General features: G+C 29.7%; 18 protein-coding genes. 1 reads left to right on the top strand and 17 read right to left on the bottom strand.

Annotation, left to right across the window (positions count from 1 at the left end; genetic code table 11):
* Positions 1 to 57: 57 nt before the first annotated feature.
* The 11 genes from DP68_RS06100 to DP68_RS06050 form a co-directional block, all read right to left on the bottom strand.
* A complete protein-coding gene (locus DP68_RS06100; RefSeq protein WP_035307499.1) occupies positions 58 to 945 on the bottom strand; it encodes a phosphate ABC transporter substrate-binding protein in 888 nt (295 codons plus the stop codon).
* Positions 946 to 1,216: 271 nt separating this feature from the next.
* The gene (gene pnpS / locus DP68_RS06095; RefSeq protein ID WP_035307497.1) at positions 1,217 to 2,935 is read right to left on the bottom strand and encodes a two-component system histidine kinase PnpS; all 1,719 of its coding nucleotides are present in this window, start codon (positions 2,933 to 2,935) and stop codon (positions 1,217 to 1,219) included.
* An 8-nt stretch (positions 2,936 to 2,943) separates the two neighbouring features.
* Positions 2,944 to 3,639: a response regulator transcription factor gene (locus DP68_RS06090; RefSeq protein WP_035307495.1), complete on the bottom strand. Its 696-nt coding sequence runs from the start codon at positions 3,637 to 3,639 to the stop codon at positions 2,944 to 2,946.
* A 170-nt stretch (positions 3,640 to 3,809) separates the two neighbouring features.
* Positions 3,810 to 4,265, bottom strand: coding sequence for a transcriptional regulator NrdR (nrdR, locus tag DP68_RS06085; RefSeq protein WP_035307494.1), 456 nt, complete (start codon positions 4,263 to 4,265; stop codon positions 3,810 to 3,812).
* Between the two features lie 79 nt (positions 4,266 to 4,344).
* Entirely contained in the window at positions 4,345 to 4,608 is a 264-nt protein-coding gene (locus tag DP68_RS06080; protein ID WP_035307492.1) for a YlmC/YmxH family sporulation protein, read from the bottom strand.
* A gap of 102 nt (positions 4,609 to 4,710) precedes the next feature.
* Positions 4,711 to 5,484, bottom strand: a complete 774-nt coding sequence (gene sigG, locus DP68_RS06075; protein ID WP_035307489.1) for an RNA polymerase sporulation sigma factor SigG — start codon at positions 5,482 to 5,484, stop codon at positions 4,711 to 4,713.
* 73 nt (positions 5,485 to 5,557) lie between these two features.
* Positions 5,558 to 6,265, bottom strand: a complete 708-nt coding sequence (gene sigE / locus DP68_RS06070; protein WP_035307487.1) for an RNA polymerase sporulation sigma factor SigE — start codon at positions 6,263 to 6,265, stop codon at positions 5,558 to 5,560.
* Positions 6,266 to 6,282: 17 nt separating this feature from the next.
* Positions 6,283 to 7,083 (bottom strand): sigma-E processing peptidase SpoIIGA, encoded by an 801-nt coding sequence (spoIIGA, locus tag DP68_RS06065; protein ID WP_035307486.1) that lies wholly within the window; start codon positions 7,081 to 7,083, stop codon positions 6,283 to 6,285.
* A 154-nt stretch (positions 7,084 to 7,237) separates the two neighbouring features.
* Positions 7,238 to 8,365, bottom strand: coding sequence for a cell division protein FtsZ (gene ftsZ, locus DP68_RS06060; RefSeq protein WP_035307485.1), 1,128 nt, complete (start codon positions 8,363 to 8,365; stop codon positions 7,238 to 7,240).
* A gap of 19 nt (positions 8,366 to 8,384) precedes the next feature.
* Positions 8,385 to 9,677, bottom strand: a complete 1,293-nt coding sequence (ftsA, locus tag DP68_RS06055; RefSeq protein ID WP_035307484.1) for a cell division protein FtsA — start codon at positions 9,675 to 9,677, stop codon at positions 8,385 to 8,387.
* Positions 9,678 to 9,870: 193 nt separating this feature from the next.
* Entirely contained in the window at positions 9,871 to 11,151 is a 1,281-nt protein-coding gene (locus DP68_RS06050) for a glycosyltransferase family 2 protein (RefSeq protein WP_035307482.1), read from the bottom strand.
* A 409-nt stretch (positions 11,152 to 11,560) separates the two neighbouring features.
* On the opposite strand from DP68_RS06050, the gene DP68_RS19440 reads away from it, so the two are divergent.
* The gene (locus tag DP68_RS19440; protein WP_186430234.1) at positions 11,561 to 11,701 is read left to right on the top strand and encodes a hypothetical protein; all 141 of its coding nucleotides are present in this window, start codon (positions 11,561 to 11,563) and stop codon (positions 11,699 to 11,701) included.
* Positions 11,702 to 11,735: 34 nt separating this feature from the next.
* Here DP68_RS19440 and DP68_RS06045 read toward each other — a convergent pair whose 3' ends face one another.
* From DP68_RS06045 to DP68_RS06020, 6 genes are all read right to left on the bottom strand, one after another.
* On the bottom strand, positions 11,736 to 12,791 hold the full coding sequence (locus DP68_RS06045; RefSeq protein WP_035307480.1) for a type IV pilus twitching motility protein PilT: 1,056 nt from the start codon (positions 12,789 to 12,791) through the stop codon (positions 11,736 to 11,738).
* 400 nt (positions 12,792 to 13,191) lie between these two features.
* Positions 13,192 to 13,890, bottom strand: a complete 699-nt coding sequence (gene sigK / locus DP68_RS06040; protein WP_035307478.1) for an RNA polymerase sporulation sigma factor SigK — start codon at positions 13,888 to 13,890, stop codon at positions 13,192 to 13,194.
* A gap of 177 nt (positions 13,891 to 14,067) precedes the next feature.
* Entirely contained in the window at positions 14,068 to 15,714 is a 1,647-nt protein-coding gene (locus DP68_RS06035) for a penicillin-binding transpeptidase domain-containing protein (RefSeq protein WP_035307476.1), read from the bottom strand.
* Positions 15,715 to 15,859: 145 nt separating this feature from the next.
* Entirely contained in the window at positions 15,860 to 16,489 is a 630-nt protein-coding gene (gene udk, locus DP68_RS06030) for a uridine kinase (RefSeq protein ID WP_035307474.1), read from the bottom strand.
* A gap of 37 nt (positions 16,490 to 16,526) precedes the next feature.
* Positions 16,527 to 17,744 carry a U32 family peptidase gene (locus DP68_RS06025; protein WP_035307472.1) on the bottom strand — a complete coding sequence of 406 codons (1,218 nt, stop codon included), beginning with the start codon at positions 17,742 to 17,744 and terminating at the stop codon, positions 16,527 to 16,529.
* The gene (locus tag DP68_RS06020; RefSeq protein WP_035307470.1) at positions 17,737 to 18,390 is read right to left on the bottom strand and encodes an O-methyltransferase; all 654 of its coding nucleotides are present in this window, start codon (positions 18,388 to 18,390) and stop codon (positions 17,737 to 17,739) included. The genes DP68_RS06025 and DP68_RS06020 overlap by 8 nt, the downstream gene beginning before the upstream one ends.
* Positions 18,391 to 18,394 lie beyond the last annotated feature (4 nt).

The following is an 18,394-nucleotide window of genomic DNA, read 5'->3' as shown; positions in this document are numbered from 1 at the left end:
TTACACAATAAGGCTAGTTGCATATATAAATGCACCCAGCCTGCTTTAATAATTAAATTATTTTATATCAGTTGCTGCAATATATCCTAATTTTTCAACTACAGCTTTATTTTCATCACTCATCATATAATCAATGAAAGCTTTTGTTAATCCTGTTGCTTCGCCTTTAGTGTACATATGCTCATAAGACCAGAAAGGATATTTTTTTGCTGTTATATTTTCTTTTGTTGCTTCTACATTATTAATTTTTATAAGTTTTAAATTTTGTCTTTTTTCCTCTGTTAAATAAGATAATGCAATATAACTTATTGAACCTGGTGTAGATGTTATAGTCTTTTCAACTGATCCGCTGGAATCCTGAGTAGTTCCAAGTCCTTCTTTCTCACTTTTTCCGTCCATAACAGTCTCTATAAAAGTAGCTCTAGTTCCTGAGGACTTTGGTCTATTAACAACTTGTATTACTAAGTCTTGACCACCAACTTGATTCCAATTTGTATATTTTCCTTCGAAAATACCTTGAACCTGTTCTTTTGTTAAGTTATCTGTTTTTATATCCTTATGAGCAATAACCGCAAATCCTATTGCTGCTACTTTATGATCTACTAACTGTTTAGCTATTTCTTTATCCTTAAGCTTTGATTCTGCAGTTACATCAGAATTCCCTATTTCTACTGAACCTTCTGCTACTTGATTTAATCCTGCTCCGCTTCCTCCACCTTGCACATTTATAGTTGCTTCTGGATTTTTAGCTTTAAAGTTTTTAGCCGCCTGTTCTACTAATGGTTGTAATGCTGTAGAACCTACTGCAGTTATTGTTCCTGAAATTTTATCACCATTTTTTGTATCTCCAGCTTCTTTATTGTCTCCACCACATCCTACAAATGCTCCTGCAACCATAGTAATAGCTAAAGCCGCTATGATTGTTTTTAAACTTTTTCTTTTCATTTAAGAAAAACCTCCATTCAGTTTAAAATTATTTTAAATGATTGCTACAAGAATAATATTAATCTATTAAGGTTAAGTGACTATTATCGGAATGTTAAGGACAAGTTAAACTAATAGTTCTTGTTTTATACAAGAACTATGCCCTAGTTTGAGTTTAAGCCTTAATCCCTTTACTATATTAGTATCTTCATTCATTAAACTTTCTATGTGCTATAGCTGGTATTTACTCTAGGTATGTTATGAAAAAATTATAAAGGGACATCCTATATAATTAGGACTGTCCCTTTATAATTGGTATGCTAACTGTAAACTTACTTCCTTTTCCTACTTCACTTTCTACTTTTATCTCGCCTTTAAAATTTAATACTATGTGCTTTACTATAGCAAGACCTAATCCAGTTCCGCCTTGTGCCCTGCTTCTAGCTTTATCTACTCTATAAAACCTTTCAAAAAGCCTTGGAATATACTCCTGATCTATTCCTACACCTGTATCCTGTACCCATATGCTACATTTATTATGTATAGCTTCAGTACCTATAGTTATACTTCCACCTTTTTCAGTATACTTAATTGCATTATCTATTAGGTTTATAAGCATTTGCTTAAACTGATCCTTACTTCCAAAGATATTAGGAATCTTTTCTCCTACTATTTTTAAAGATATGTTTTTATTATCTGCTGAATTTTTAACTAAATAACATATATCTTCTATATTTTTATTTATATCTATACTTTCTTCATTTATTTCTGCTGGGTTAGCATTTTCTATATGAGATAAAGTTAAAATATCATTAATAAGCCTTGTAAGTCTTCCAGCTTCTTCATTTATTATATCTAAAAATCTTTCCTTTGTTTCTTTATTTTCTACATATTTTAATGTTTCTGCAAATCCTTTTATAGACGTAAGTGGTGTTTTTAACTCATGAGATACATTAGTTACAAACTGCGATCTCATACTCTCAAGTCTTTTTATGTCTGTTACATCCTGTACTACCGCCACTGTACCTATAAGATTTTTACCACTATTTATATCTGCGGTTTTTATTCTTAAATCTCTTTCCTTTGGCCACAATATTTTTATTTCTTTATATTCATCGGTCTTACTTTTAAAGATATTTTCTAATTCAAAATCCCTTATATTATCTAAAAGATTTTGACCTATTATATCCTTACTTATACCAAATATATTTTTAGCGTACGGATTAATCATTATAACTCTAAAATTCTTATCTACTGCTATTACTCCGCTATCCATACTCTTCAGTATTGCCTCGAGCTTATTTTGCTTATCCATTGAGTCATTTAAGGTAACTTGTAGCTGCCTTGCCATATTATTAAAGGTTTTCCCAAGCTCTCCTATTTCATCAGAAGAATATATATTTACCCTTCTATCTAATTCTCCTGCAGCTATTCTTGAAGTCATAAACTCTAGGTCTTTAATAGGGCTTACAAGCCCCTGTGAAAGTCTGGAAGCAAATAGAAAGCAAATAACTATAGAAAATAGCGCTATACCCATATAGTAATGCACATACTTCCACTTGAAACCTATAACACTAGTCATTTCAGCTGCACTTCTTATAACATATCCATCTCCAAAATAAGTTGCAAAGTACATAGTGTCCTTATTTGTAGATTCACTATGCCGTACCCTATACCCCATGCCATATTTTCTGGCTTCTTTCACTTCATCACGTGTATTATGATTATCCATATTTCTTGGATTAGCTTGAGAGTCTAGAAGTACGTTCCCTTCCCTATCTATTAGAGTTATTCTAGTATCTCCACCTGTAAAATCTCTTTGTATAAATTCACTTACATTATTTACATTTTCCTTTTGGATTAATTTTATAATTAAATTGTTATTTGATTTTAATATTTTTTTTGTGCTTTCAACATATTGATAGTTTATCATAATAACAAATAAAGTTATAACTATAACTAGACTTATTACAAGAGTTGTAAGCATATAAAACATCAATTTTTTTTTCATATTATCACCTATTCAGATATATTAAATCTATAACCTACACCTCTTATAGTTTCTATAAACTGAGGACTTTTATCATTTTCCTCGATTTTTTGTCTTAAATGTCTTATATGAACATCAACAGTTCTAGTTTCTCCCACATATTCATATCCCCATATCTTATCTAAAAGAAAATCTCTTGTTAAAACCCTTCCCTTATTTTTTATGAGTATTTCTAGTAATTCAAATTCTTTTAGTGTTAATTCTACTTTAAAATTGTCTTTTATAACTTCATGCTTTTCTAAATCAATAATAACATTTCCAAACTTATAGGATTTATCAATATTTTGTACCGATGTCCTTCTAAGAACAGCTTTTACCCTAGCTAAAATTTCTCTTATTGAGAAGGGTTTTGTTATATAATCATCTGCTCCTAATTCTAATCCTAAAACTTTATCAAATTCCTCTCCCTTAGCTGTTATCATAATTATAGGGGTAGTGGATATATTATTATCTTTTCTTACTTCCTTACATACATCGTATCCATCCATTCCAGGAATCATTAAATCTAAAAGAATTAATTGAGGTCGCTCACTTTTTATAAGCTTTAATGCATCGATTCCATTATCAGCATATATTGTAGAATACCCAGAGTTTTCTAAGTTGAATTTTAAAAGTTCCCTTATATGTTCCTCATCATCTACTATTATTATCTTTTCTTCTGCCATACCCTGCCTCCTAATTATTGAAATCTTTAAATATATTTTACCATTCCTAATTCACAATTATAATATATTATTGTGTGAAATATAACTTTTTTAACTATATATTAACTTTAATTAAGAATAAATTAACAAATAAATAAAATTTCTCATAGAAATTTATTCTATGAGAAATTTTATTTACTTTCTATAAGTCTTTTTATTTCTTCCATAAATGTATTAACATCCTTAAACTGTCTATATACGGATGCAAATCTTACATAAGACACTTCATCTATATTCTTTAAGCTTTCCATTATTAGCTCTCCAATATATTCAGATCTTACCTCAGTTAACATCTCATTATTTATCCTTTTTTCTACTTCATCAGCTATAGACTCTATTTGGCTTCGTGATATAGGTCTCTTTTGGCAAGCCTTTATAAGTCCATTTACTATTTTAGATTTATCAAAGTATTCGCGACTCATATTCTTTTTAATAACGAGTATTGGTACTGTTTCTATTTTTTCATAAGTGGTATATCTTTTAGAACACTTAAGGCACTCCCTTCTTCTTCTTATAGATGCATTATCTTCTGCTGATCTGGAGTCAACTACCTTACTTTCCGTATATCCACAATAAGGACATTTCATAAATACAATCCCGCCTTTTATTATAGTTTAATTCGTAATTTTTCTGTTATTTATATTATACACAAATTTTATTATTTTTCTACTCTATATTAGCTTCAAGAATATCTGCCCCATCTACTAATATAACATCTACACCTATTTTCTTCACTCTACTCCAAGGTACTTCTATATCATTAATTTTACCAAACCAACTCATCTTTTGGCTAGGTAATATAAACGATAATACCTTGCACTGCCCTATATCTATCTTAAAATCCTTTATGTATCCAAGCTTACATCCGGAATTAATATCTATAAGTTCCATGCTTCTTAAGCTATTTATAGAGTAAAAAGTATTGTTCATAAATTCTTCCCCCCAGATTATATTTATTTTATATATTATATTGTATGAAAAAAATCTATATCCAATTACGGATATAGATTTTTTTATTTAAATAATAAATATTTAAACATATTTTTTCATGTGCTTTAATGCTGTTTTCTCAAGCCTAGATACCTGTGCCTGAGAAATTCCTATTTCATCTGCTACCTCCATCTGAGTTCTTCCATCAAAAAACCTAAGTGTAAGAATTAATTTTTCCCTATCATTTAACTTTTTCATAGCTTCTTTTATGGAGATATTTTCAAGCCAACTGTCATCTACATTTTTATTGTCACTTATTTGATCCATTACATAAATTGCATCTCCTCCATCATGGTAAATTGGTTCAAATAAGGATACAGGATCCTGTATAGCATCTAAAGCAAATACTACTTCCTCTCGTGGAACATCTAACTCCTTAGCAATTTGGGTTACTGTTGGTTCCTTATTATTTTCTGATACCAATCTATCTCTTACCTGTAGTGCCCTGTATGCAATATCTCTTAAGGAACGACTTACTCTTATTGAATTATTATCTCGAAGATATCTTCTTATTTCTCCAATAATCATCGGCACTGCATATGTAGAAAATCTTACATTTTGACCTAAATCAAAATTATCAATTGCTTTAATAAGCCCTATACATCCTACTTGAAATAAATCATCTACATTTTCCCCTCGATTATTGAATCTTTGTATTACACTCAAGACTAATCTTAAATTTCCCCTTATAAAAGTTTCTCTAGCCTCCGTATTACCGTCTCTCATACTTAATAAGAGCTCTTTCATTTCCTTTTCCTTCAATACAGGCAGCTTAGAAGTATTAACTCCACAAATTTCTACTTTGTTAATCATCATTAATAATCAGCCCCTTCGTATTATTGCATTTAAATTATTTCCCCAGAAGCTGATTTTTATACTAGAGACAAGTTTATAACATTTTATTTATTTCTTTTTTTAATCTTTTTATTATTCTTTTTTCTAATCTGGATATATAGGATTGAGATATACCAAGCATATCCGCTACTTCCTTTTGAGTCTTTTCTCTTCCTCCTTGAAGCCCGAATCGCAAATGCACAATTTCTCTCTCTCTATTACTAAGCTTATTCATAGCTAGGAGTAAAAGCTGCTTATCAACCTCATCTTCTATCAAATTATATACTTCATCTGTATCTGTTCCCAATATATCTGATAATAATAGCTCATTTCCATCCCAATCAACATTAAGTGGCTCATAAAATGATATTTCTGATTTAACTTTACTATTTCTTCTAAGGTACATAAGTATTTCATTTTCTATACATCTAGAAGCATATGTTGCAAGTTTAATCTTTTTATCAGGATCAAAGGTATTTACAGCTTTTATAAGTCCTATGGTTCCCACAGAAACTAAATCTTCTATGCCTACTCCAGTATTTTCAAATTTTCTTGCTATATAAACAACAAGCCTTAAATTTCTTTCTATCAAAATTGATCTTATGCTTTCATCTCCAGCCATAAGTTTTATTACTAAATCTTCTTCTTCCTCTTTGGTTAGTGGTGGTGGAAGTGCATCATTTCCCCCTATATAATATAACTTTTTAGTAAATAACTTTAGCTTTGCTAGTATTCTGTTTAATAACAATTTAATTTTTAACATATTTCTTCCCCCAATGCTTAAATTATTCCCCTGCTTAACAATGCATTATAATCCCCACTTTGACTTAATTTATTATCACAAAAAGCTATTAATGCTTCTCTATCTTCAAAACATCCATTTATGTTGACTTTTATTTTCCCCGGCTTTATAGCCTGGAGTTTTCCACTATATCCATTTATAACACTATAAGGTATGTAAAACATTTCTTCACTTTTAAAATTAGTTTCCTTAAACATATTTCTTTCTACAATTATTACCGGATACCCCGTAACTGGTTCTACAAGCTCATTTCCTGTGTCTAGAAAAGCTTTGATTTTCTGCGAATTATTATTTAACACAATTTCTAAATCAAATATATAGCTTTGTAAACTTTGGCGATCTTTTATAAATAGGATTACTCTCCTTAAAATTACATACATAATCATAAAGGACAATATAAGCTTTTTATAAGAAAAATCATATATTATCATATTACTATCTAGATCCTTAACTGAATTTAATTCTATAAATACACATAAGCCTGCAAGTACCATAGAATATAATATAAATAATACAAAAGTTTTTAAGTTGAACATTATATCTTTTCTTCTAAAAGTTATTAATATCATTATTAGAGCTATAAAAAATTTTACAGGAAAACTTTTGAGATAATTTAAGCTGTCTTGCAATATAATTAATATATATAGACTTCCAATAAATGCTGCCAAGTTTATATACAGGCGATTTATGGATACTCTTATAGTTTGTGCTGTAATTTCTAGTAAAAATCTATTAACTATAAAGTTCTCCAAGAGTAATACATCTAGATATAAAGTCATTGCTTTCACCTCTTAAATAATATTATATACTTATATTTTTCAAAATTTTGTCATATTATGATATCGATTCCTTTTTTTATTTATTATAATTTTCTACAAAAAATAAAAAATCCGACTTTTTATTTCTAAGTCGGATTTTTTAATATTATTAAAATTATTTTCTTTGTCTTCTTAAAAATGTAGGAATTTCTAAGTCATTTTCATTATAACTATCAATTCTATCTATTCTATCTACAGTTGCTGCTACCTCTGTTTTAGTATCATTTTTTATGTTTACAGAAGAACTTGGTGTACTTATACTAAAACTATCACTATTCTTCCTTATTCTTTCAGTTTCAAATCCTGTTGCAATTACTGTTATTCTTATTTCTTCTTTTAAACTTTCATCTATTACTGCACCAAATATTATATTAGCATCTGGATCTGCAGCTTCCTGAACAATTTCAGCCGCTTCATTTATTTCAAGTAATCCTAAATCTGATCCACCAGTTATATTTAATAAAACTCCAGTAGCGCCAACAATGGAAGTTTCAAGTAATGGGCTTGAAATAGCTTCTTTCGCTGCCTGCTGAGCCCTATTATCCCCTGTTCCTGTACCTACACCCATATGAGCGAGTCCCTTATCTATCATAATAGTTCTTACATCCGCAAAGTCCAAATTAACAAGTCCTGGTATAGTGATCAAGTCAGATACACCCTGTACACCTTGTTTTAATACATCATCTGCTAATTTAAAAGCGTCTACAAGCGTTGTTTTTTTATCTACTATATTAAGAAGTTTTTCATTAGGTATAGTTACTAATGTATCTACGCTTTCCTTTAAGTTTTTAACTCCCATTTCAGCATGAAGCATTCTTTTTCTGCCTTCAAATGGGAAAGGTTTTGTTACAACACCTACTGTAAGTATTCCCATTGATTTAGCTATTTGTGCAATTACAGGGGCTGAACCTGTACCTGTACCGCCTCCCATACCAGCAGTTATAAATACCATATCTGCGCCTTTAATTGCTTGAGATATTTCTTCCTTACTTTCTTCTGCAGCCTTTTGGCCAATCTCAGGATTTGCACCTGCTCCCAAACCTTTAGTGAGCTTATCCCCTATTTGTATCTTTTGAGAAGCATGAGATAATATCAACGCTTGTTTATCTGTATTTATCGCAATGAACTCAACATTCTTTAATCCTTCTTTTATCATTCTATTAACAGCATTATTACCGCCGCCACCGCAACCTATAACTTTTATCTGAGCAAACTGTTTTACATCAACATCGAAATCTAGCACAATAATACCTCCCTTTATATTAGAAAAAATCTGCAAAAAAGTTTCTTATTTTTGAAAAAACTCCATTACTGCTTTCTTCTGTATCTTCTTCATCTTTTTCATCATCCCAAACAATTGATTTTTTTTCATATTTCTTAGACTTATGATTTCTCATTTCATCTAAAGCTTCTTCTTTACAAAGGTTTACTTTCCCTGAATCAACAACATCTTTAACTACACCTACTGCAGCTGCACATATAGGACTACCTACTCCAGTATAATCTGGAATACCTATTCTGACAGGCTTGTCTAATATTTCTTTACACAAATCGCTGCAACCTTTTAATAAAGCTATACCTCCTCCTACTACTACTACTCCAGAGACATTGTCCATTTCCTCACTTATCATAAGCTTTTTCTTTATTAGTAGGAGTATTTCCTCCACTCGTGCAGTTATTATCTCTGTAAGTACATTATAATCTATTTCTACAATATTGTCATAATTTGTGTTTATTTTTATTTTAAAATCTTCGTCAATAAAATTGGACTTTCCACTTCCATAGTTTACTTTCAACTTTTCTGCTTCAGAGAAAGGAATCCTTAAACAAAGAGAAATATCGTTAGTTATTATATTTCCTCCTAAAGCTAAGTTATCACTATAACAAAGCTTTCCATTCTTAAAAACAGATATATTGGTATTTTCTGCTCCTATATCTAAAAGAAGTGTACCTATTTTCATTTCCTCATCTTTTAAAACTACATTTGCTGTTCCTAATGGTTGAAATACCATTCCACTTAAATTCAGCCCTGCTTTTTTGATACTTTTGAACAAATTATTTATCACTGTAGATTGAGATAATATAAGTTGAGCATCAACTTCCAATCTTAAGCCACTCATGCCAATTGGATCTGTAATATTATCATATCCATCCACCATAAATTGTTGTGGTATTACTCCTATAATTTCTTTATCGGATGAAATCGTAATAATTTTAGCGGCTTTTAGTACTCTGTCCACATCATTTTTTTTAATTTCTCTATCTTCCGAAGATACTGCTACAACTCCTCTATTTACTATAAGTTCACATATCTCCCCTGGTATTGATATAAATATATCACTTATATCAAAGTCTATCATTCTCTCCATTTGTTCTATGCAGTCTTTAATACATTCAGCTGTACTATCTATATCAACTACAATGCCTCTTTTTATACCACTACACTTAGTAGAAGTAACGCCCATTACTTGCATTTTTCCATACTTGTCTAGCTTACCTGCTATAGCGCATACTTTGGAAGATCCGATATCCACTCCTACTACATATTCCTTCATTAAGCTTTTCCCTCCTTAAGAGAACCATTACAAATTTATATATTCAACAAAAAAGAGTTTTTTCCTCTTATATATAATAATTTTTTTTATAAAATATAATTTTAATGAAAATTATTTGCATTTATTAGTACAACTACTAAAAAAAGAAAGATTTATTAAATCTTTCTTTTTTTATATTTTGTTATACACTTAGTTAATTAGCTTTTTCTAGTTCTTTAATATCTACACTTCTAGTATGTAATGTATGACTCCATTCCTTGTCATTCTTACGAATTATTCCTTGGATTGATATAGGTAGCCAAGTAATAGAGTATATAGGATATATCAAATAATACAAGAATATTTTAAAATTTAATTTTTTATCTAATATTAATATAAAAGGAGTATATATAAATTGTAATATGGCAATAAGAAGTCCAATTATAGTTACCATATTAAAATTCAAATTAGCAATTCCATTCATATTCTGTAAATTAGAAATTATATTGAATACCTTAACTCCTTGGTTAAATCCTGCTATTGCCATAGATATTCCAAGCAATATTATTACGATTGGCTGTATACTGTAAAGTGCACAATCTAATGCAATAAAATTGAACTCTTTTATAGCTTTCTTTAAAAGCTTAAAGAAATATCTGTCAGCCACATCTGCAAACCCCTGCATCCATCTTCTTCTTTGAAACCAAGATTGAACTAAAGTTAATGGCTTTTCATCATAAATTTTAGCATCATGAGCCCATCCTACTTTATGCCCATTAAGAACTAACTTGCAAGTAAACTCTAGGTCTTCTGTAAGACAAGTAGCTCCCCATCCAAGTTCTCTTAATATGTCAGTTTCAATACAAAAGCCTGTTCCGCCCAATTGATTTGAAAGTCCCAAATTGCTTCTTGAAAGCTGAAACATTCTATTTGATGTCCAAAATGAAATAGAATAACTCCCTGTTATCCATGTATCGGTAGGATTTTTACTGTCTAAATATCCCTGTACCACTCTAAATCCTTGACACATTTTCTTGTTAATTTCATTCAAAAAGTCCTTATGTACGAGATTATCAGCATCAAATATTGCGACAGCATCGTATTTTTTATCCATTTTAAATATATTATTGAACATCCATTCTAGAGCGTAACCTTTTCCTCTTTTTTCTTTATTAAATCTTTCATAAACTATAGCTCCTTTTGAGCTTGCCTTTGCAGCAGTCTGATCTGTACAATTATCAGCTATAACAAATATATCATACAATTCTCTAGGATAATCCAGCTTGTGTAAACTATCCACAATATTACCTATAACTATCTCCTCATTATGGGCTGCTACAATTAAGGCAAAACTTTTTTGTGGATTTACTTTTGTATTATCCCTCTTTCTCCAAATCCCAAAAAAAGATATGCAAAGATAATACATAGAAATTGTAAAGACCACTAATGTAAATACTCTGGAAGTAAAATATATTATATTTCCTATTAACTCCACTTAAAAATCCCCCCTAATTCACAGATATTTTAGCATAAATACACCGTAATTACTATAGAGATGTTATAATATTTTTTAATTATTTTATATTTATAAGAAAAACTATGGAATAGTTAGATAAACAATAAAATTATTATTTTAATCCCATATAATCTTAAGTATTCCTTTATAATTAAATATTATCCATTTTAAACTCTTTTATAACCTTTGATATATATTAATAAAAATGTTATAATATTATAAATAAAGTATATAATATTATTATATATCTAAAAAAGGGGGTAGAGCCTTATGAGGCGCTACGAACTGATTTATTTTGTAGACTTGAGAAGGCTTCATAAAAAAGATGAATCCTTCTGGTAAACCTAAAATCCTTTTTTAAATTAATATTCTTAAGGAGGATTTAGGTATGGAAACTTTAATAAAAAAAGAAGAAACTTTATTGGTATCAAATAATAAAAAAAATGAATCAAAAAAAGAGATAAAGACTTCAAAATCACTTACTTCACGTGAAGTAAATTTAAAAATGTATGATTATATGATATTTTAACTAGAGGAGGGATTACTACAATCCCTCCTTAATTTTATAACATCGTTAACTTTTGAAACATTTCTCTATCAATAGAATATAATACAGCATCTTCATAACTTATTGCTTGCTTTTTATAAAGCTCTGCTAAATTCATATCCATAGTTTTCATCCCATATTTTGAACCAGTTTGAATCGAGGATTCAATTTGATATGTTTTTCCTTCTCTTATCATATTTTGTATCGCAGGCGTAGATATCATAACCTCTAAAGCTGCAGTTCTTCCATTTTGATCCAAACGCGGCACAAGTTGTTGAGATATTACTCCATTCAGCACCGCTGCCAATTGAATCCTTATTTGTTGTTGTTGATAAGGAGGAAAAACATCTACTATTCTATCAATAGTTTTACTTGCTCCTATAGTATGTAATGTTGAAAATACTAAGTGCCCTGTTTCTGCAGCGGTAAGTGCTACAGATATTGTTTCTAGATCTCTCATTTCTCCTACTAATATAACATCTGGATCCTCTCTTAAAACAGATTTTAATGCTGCTGCATAACTCCTACTATCTTTACCAATTTCCCTTTGATTTATTATAGACTTATTATGCTTATGAAGGTATTCTATAGGATCTTCTAGGGTTATAATATGAGATGCCCTATTTAAATTTATCTCATTTATCATTGCCGCCAGTGTAGTACTTTTACCAGACCCTGTAGGTCCAGTTACAATCACAAGTCCCCTTTGCTTCTCTGTAAGTTCTTTTACAACTGATGGAAAGCCCAATTCGCTTAATAAAGGAACCTTAAGACCTACCGCTCTTAAAGCTATTGCATCACTACCTCTTTGTTTAAATACATTCACTCTAAATCTGCCAATTCCTGATATAGAATAAGATGTATCAGCTTCACCTATTTTTTCATACTCTTCATAACTGTCTTGTAGTATCTCTTTAGCATAATTTTGCACATCTTCTGGTGTTAATTTTTCCCTGCCTATAGGTACAAGTTCACCATTTACTCTTACTATTGGAACTATACCTACTGTTAAATGTAAGTCAGATGCTCCTTCTTTGATAGTAATTTGTAATAAATCATTTAATAATATCAATTTATTTCTCCCTTCTTCCTATGTACCTTTCCAAATTGAAATTTCCTTATAATACTTAACCTTAACATAAGTTTAGAATTTATTTATTTACTCCTAGAGTATTAGATTCTAAAAAATATAAAATCTTAAGAGAACACTTTAAATCATAATGCGATTAATACTGTTTTTACTTATGTCAATTACTTTTTTAGCTTTAGTAGAAATCTTCTTATCACTCCCTACATAGAGCATAGCTACAAAAATCCTATCATATTATTATTCGTAGATTTTTTAATAAAATTTAACAATTTCTTTGTTTTTATATTAAACATTTTGTTTTTAATGATATTTTATTACATCTCTAAATAATATTCAAAATATATTTACCATAAAATCAATAACTTACCAAAATACCACTTTATCATTTACCACCATTCATTTCCTTATATAACTTTTTCAAAGCTCTTTTTTCAATACGTGACACATAGGAGCGTGAAATCTTTAGCATTACTGCAATTTCTCTTTGTGTTTTAGGTTTTCCATCTATTAGTCCATATCTCATTTCTATAACTGCTCTTTCTCTTTCCTGTAGCACTGAACCTATTTTACCATATAGCTTCTTTACCTGAATCTTATTTTCTACTATTTCTATTATAGAATCTTCCTCACTGCTAAGTATATCCATTAATGAAATTTCATTGCCCTCCTTGTCTACTCCAATGGGATCCTGTAAATATACTTCCCCTTTAGATTTTTTGTTATTTCTTATAAGCATTAATATCTCATTTTCTATACATTTAGCAGCATAGGTGGCAAGTCTTGTTCCTTTTCTTGTATCAAATGAATCAATGGCCTTAATTAATCCCACTGTACCAATAGAAATTAAATCATCCATATCTTTACCTGGATATGCATATTTTTTTACTATATGTGCTACGAGCCTTAAGTTTCTTTCCACTAATACTCCTTTTGCTAGTACATCTCCATCTTTTAATTTGTTCAAATAATATTCCTCTTCTTTTTCATCTAGTGGCTTAGGGAAAGAATTAGAACCTGTTACATAAGCTGATAAAAACAATCCATTTCCCAATAAATTAAGGAGACAATCAAGTATAAACATAGTGCTTCCTCCAAACAATGCTTATTAATATAATATGTGTGTTTATACAAAAATGTGCTTGGCCACCTATTAGTTAACAAGAAATATATAGTCTATTAAAATTAAAGAAACATTTTTTATGCTAATACATTAATAAAAAATCGGATTAAATCCGATTTTTTATCATTTTAATATCCTTTATTGATTTTTATTTATTAGATACTCTGCTATATCCCTAAATATTGGCGCTGCTGTAGTTCCACCACCTTGTGTATCCTTATTTATATTCTTTACAAATATAACTACTGTATAAGATATATTTTCTTTTTTTAAAAATCCAATAAACCAACCATCTGAAAACTTCTTGGTGATGTTTTCTCCTTTGTCATTTTTTATGACTTCATATCTTTCTGTAGTACCAGTTTTTCCGCCTACTTCTACTCCTTCTATACTTGCAGCCTTTGCTGTTCCATTTAGAACTACATTTTTCAAAGAATTTTCTATAATACTTGCTTGATTCTCAGTAAGTACTTGCTTGGGTTTTAAGCTAGGTGTATATGAAATAGTTTCGTTATCCTTTACAAATTCATTCAATATAACTGGCGGTACATACTTCCCTTTATTTACTATAGTATTTATTAAATTTAATGCTTCTAGAGGTGTAATTCTTAAATTTTGTCCTATTGACATAATTCCTAAAGTTCCATCTTCTGCCTTAGGATTCTTAACTTCAATATTCCCCTTTTGTTCCTTACTAAGCCCTAATACCTTTTCCAACAAATGCTGGTCATTGCATAACTGGTTTAGTTTATCGAAACCTACGTTTACTCCTATCTGTGAAAAGGTATCATTGCAGGAAACCTCAAAGGCTTGATTTATATTTAACTTACCATGACGCTTATCTGTCTTTTTTTCATGAACTCCTGTACAAGTAAAGATTTTATTTTGAATATCTGGATACCTTATTATTGCCCCTTCATATACTAGCGTTTTAAAAATTGATCCTGGGAAAAATCCATTTAAAGTTTCTGCACCTATAAGCACATTAGGTAAAGTCTCATCCTTCTGTACTAAGGTTCTTATTTTTCCCGTTGATGGTTCAGAAATTACTACTCCTACTTGTTCATAATCACTATATTTTTCTTCAAGAAGCTTTCTTATATCATCTTGAAAATCACTATTCAATGTTGAAATTGTTTTATTTAACGAATCCACATTGTCACTTTTTTCTTCCGTTATATTTCCATCTAGATCTGAATTATATATGTAAGAATTATTTGTGGAATCTTTAAACTTTTCATTTATGATCATTTCTAGACTATTTTTTTCTTTTAATGAACTATCTTGGGTATTTCTTATGTTAGTTAATACATTTTCTATTTTCCACACGTCTTTTCTTTCTACTTCATCATATTTATATAAATAAAATCCCTTTACACCTTTTATATTTTTCAATTTATCATAAGTGTTTTTATCAATGTTAAAATAAAGCTTCTGACTGTTATTATTGTAATTTCCATTACTCAAATCATAACTTTCATCATAATTTTTTAATATGTATATAAATTTTAGAAACTCCTCATAGTTAGTATCTAAATTGTTTTTAGAAAAAACAGATGGCAATACAACTACACTATACTTAGAATTATAAGCTAATAAATCTTTTCCGCTGTCATCTACTAACCTATAATTTAATTCCTCTCTTTTTTCCTTAAATTGATATTGAGAATCTGCCATTACACTATATTTTTCTCCATTACTATATTGTATATGAAATATTCTTATATCCAATAAAAAAAAGATCATAAAAAATAAAAGACCTATTATAATACATCTTTTTTTCATATTACCACCTCCTGCAAGTTATAATAAAGATTAATTTTAACTCCTATTATATCCAACACAGCCTCTTTTATACTAAACACAAAAAAGGTATACAAAGCTGCTATTATTTAGAGCTTTATATACCTTTTATTTAACAAGCTTAGAACTAGTTCTCGTTATTTAAAAGAAGTTGCCTTATATTCCCTGCAATTACATCTATGGCCACTTTATTCTGTCCACCTTCTGGTATTATTATATCAGCATATCTTTTACTTGGTTCAATAAACTGCATATGCATCGGTCTTACTACATTTAAGTATTGATTTATAACAGAATCAAGTGTTCTTCCTCTTTCTTTGATATCTCTTAGAAGTCTTCTTATAATTCTTACATCTGCATCAGTGTCAACATATATCTTAATATCTAAAAGTTCCCTTACAGTTGGTTCTTGCAATACAAGTATGCCTTCTACTATTACTATATCTCTTGGTTCAACTTTAACAGTTTCTTTTTTTCTATTATGCGCTTCAAAATCATATATAGGTTTTTCTATATTCTCTCCTTGCATAATAGATTTTAAATGCTTTACTAATAAAGAAGTATCAAAAGCATCTGGATGATCATAATTAGTTTTTATTCTTTCTTCAAAAGAAAGATTACTTTGATCTTTATAATATGAATCCTGCTCTATCATAACCATGCAATTATCAGGAAACCTCTTACATATTTCTCTTGCAATAGTGCTTTTACCTGAACCAGTACCACCTGTAATACCTATTAAAACTGGACGCTTCATATTATTTTCTCCCCTTAGATATAATATAATTTAACTATTACTTTTGCTTAATAAGCATATAATCTTTTTCTAGAACTTCATTAACCTTTGCTTTATAAATCATCTGTGCTACTGGGGTAGAATCTATCTTTTCTCCATCTTTATTAGTCAAGTCTTCAAGCTTTATTTTAAAATTTGCTCCTGTAGGTCTTAAAATCTCTACAGTGTCCCCTTCAAATATCTTATTTCTTTGTTCTATAGTTGCAGTTTCACTATTTTTATCGTAATCCCTTACTATTCCCACTATATCATAATCCCTTATATAGGATGAATTTTCGTATATCTGACTATCCTTATCACCAAAGTAGAAGCCTGTATAATAATCTCTATGACTTGTCTTTAAGAGATTATCCATCCATTCTTCCTTGAACTTGTACTTTTCAGGATCTTCCATGTAACTATCTAAAGCTTCTCTATATGATTTCACTACAGAAGCTACATAATAAGAGCTCTTCATTCTTCCTTCAATTTTAAAGGAATTTATGCCAGATTGCACTAGCTCTGGTATGTGTTTTATCATACATAAATCCTTTGAATTTAATAAATAAGTACCTTTGTCATCTTCAACTATTGGGAAATATTGATTTGGTCTTTTTTCTTCCACTAAAAAATACTTATATCTGCAAGGCTGAGCGCACTCACCTCTATTAGAATCTCTACCAGTCATGTAGTTAGATATTAGACATCTTCCTGAATAAGACATGCACATAGAGCCATGTATAAAGGCTTCTAAATCACAATCCTCTGGTATGTTTTCTCTAACTCCTTTTATTTCTTCAAGGGATAGTTCCCTTGCTAGTACTATTCTTTTTACTCCTTGTTTATACCAAAAAGTAGCCGATTTATAGTTTACATTGTTTGCCTGAGTGCTTAAATGTATTTCTAAATTAGGTGCTACTTCCCTTGCCGTCATTATAATACCTGGGTCTGAAACAATTATAGCATCTACACCTGTATTGTATAAATTAACTAAATATTCTTCTAATCCATCTAAATCTTCATTATGTGGAATTACATTTACAGTAACATACACCCTTTTCCCTCTTGTATGTGCAAACTCTATTCCTTCTTTTAACTCATCATCACTAAAATTATTTGCAAAAGCTCTTAAATTAAGCTTACTTCCACCTAAATATACTGCATCTGCACCAAATGTTATGGCGGTTTTTAACTTTTCCAAACTTCCTGCTGGTGCAAGTATTTCTGGTTTATTCATTTTCAAACCTCCTTTTTATAACTGCTACCCCATCTCCCATAGGAATAACTGATGTTATAAAATCATCTTCAGAAACCATATTCAAAAATTCCCTCATACGTTTTACTATTGTAATTTTCCTTCTCTTTACGAGTTCGTCAGAGGCTACCATTCCTCTAAATAACACATTATCTGCTACTATAATACCATCTTTATTTAAAAGCCTTAAACAATGAGGTAAAAAATGGTTATAATGGCCCTTACCTGCATCCATAAAAATTAAATCATATTTTTCATCTAATTTTTCTAGGATTTCTAAGCAGTCTCCTTCTAAAATATCTATATTTTCTTTAAAACCAAAGTTTTCTATATTTTCTTTAGCCTGTTTTATCATTTCAGCATCTCTTTCAATAGTATCTATATGGAAGTCACCCTTAGAAACACTTGCCATAAGTATAGCTGAATATCCTATAGCTGTTCCTAATTCTAGTATTCTTAGAGGTTTTTTTATATCTATCATAAGCTCTAAAAATCTTCCTACTTCCTTGTGTATAATAGGCACTGAATTATCTCTAGCATATTTTTCTAAAGCATCAAGCTTTTCATTATTTCCCTTTATGAGACTTCTTATAAATTCCTCCATATAATCATAGGCAATTGTGCTCATTATA

It is taken from the genome of Clostridium sp. HMP27 (assembly GCF_000765165.1).
Classification (GTDB): Bacteria; Bacillota; Clostridia; order Clostridiales; family Clostridiaceae; genus Clostridium_AK.
The sequence above is the reverse complement of the archived record's forward strand: the minus strand, read 5'-3'. Positions and strand labels throughout refer to the sequence as shown.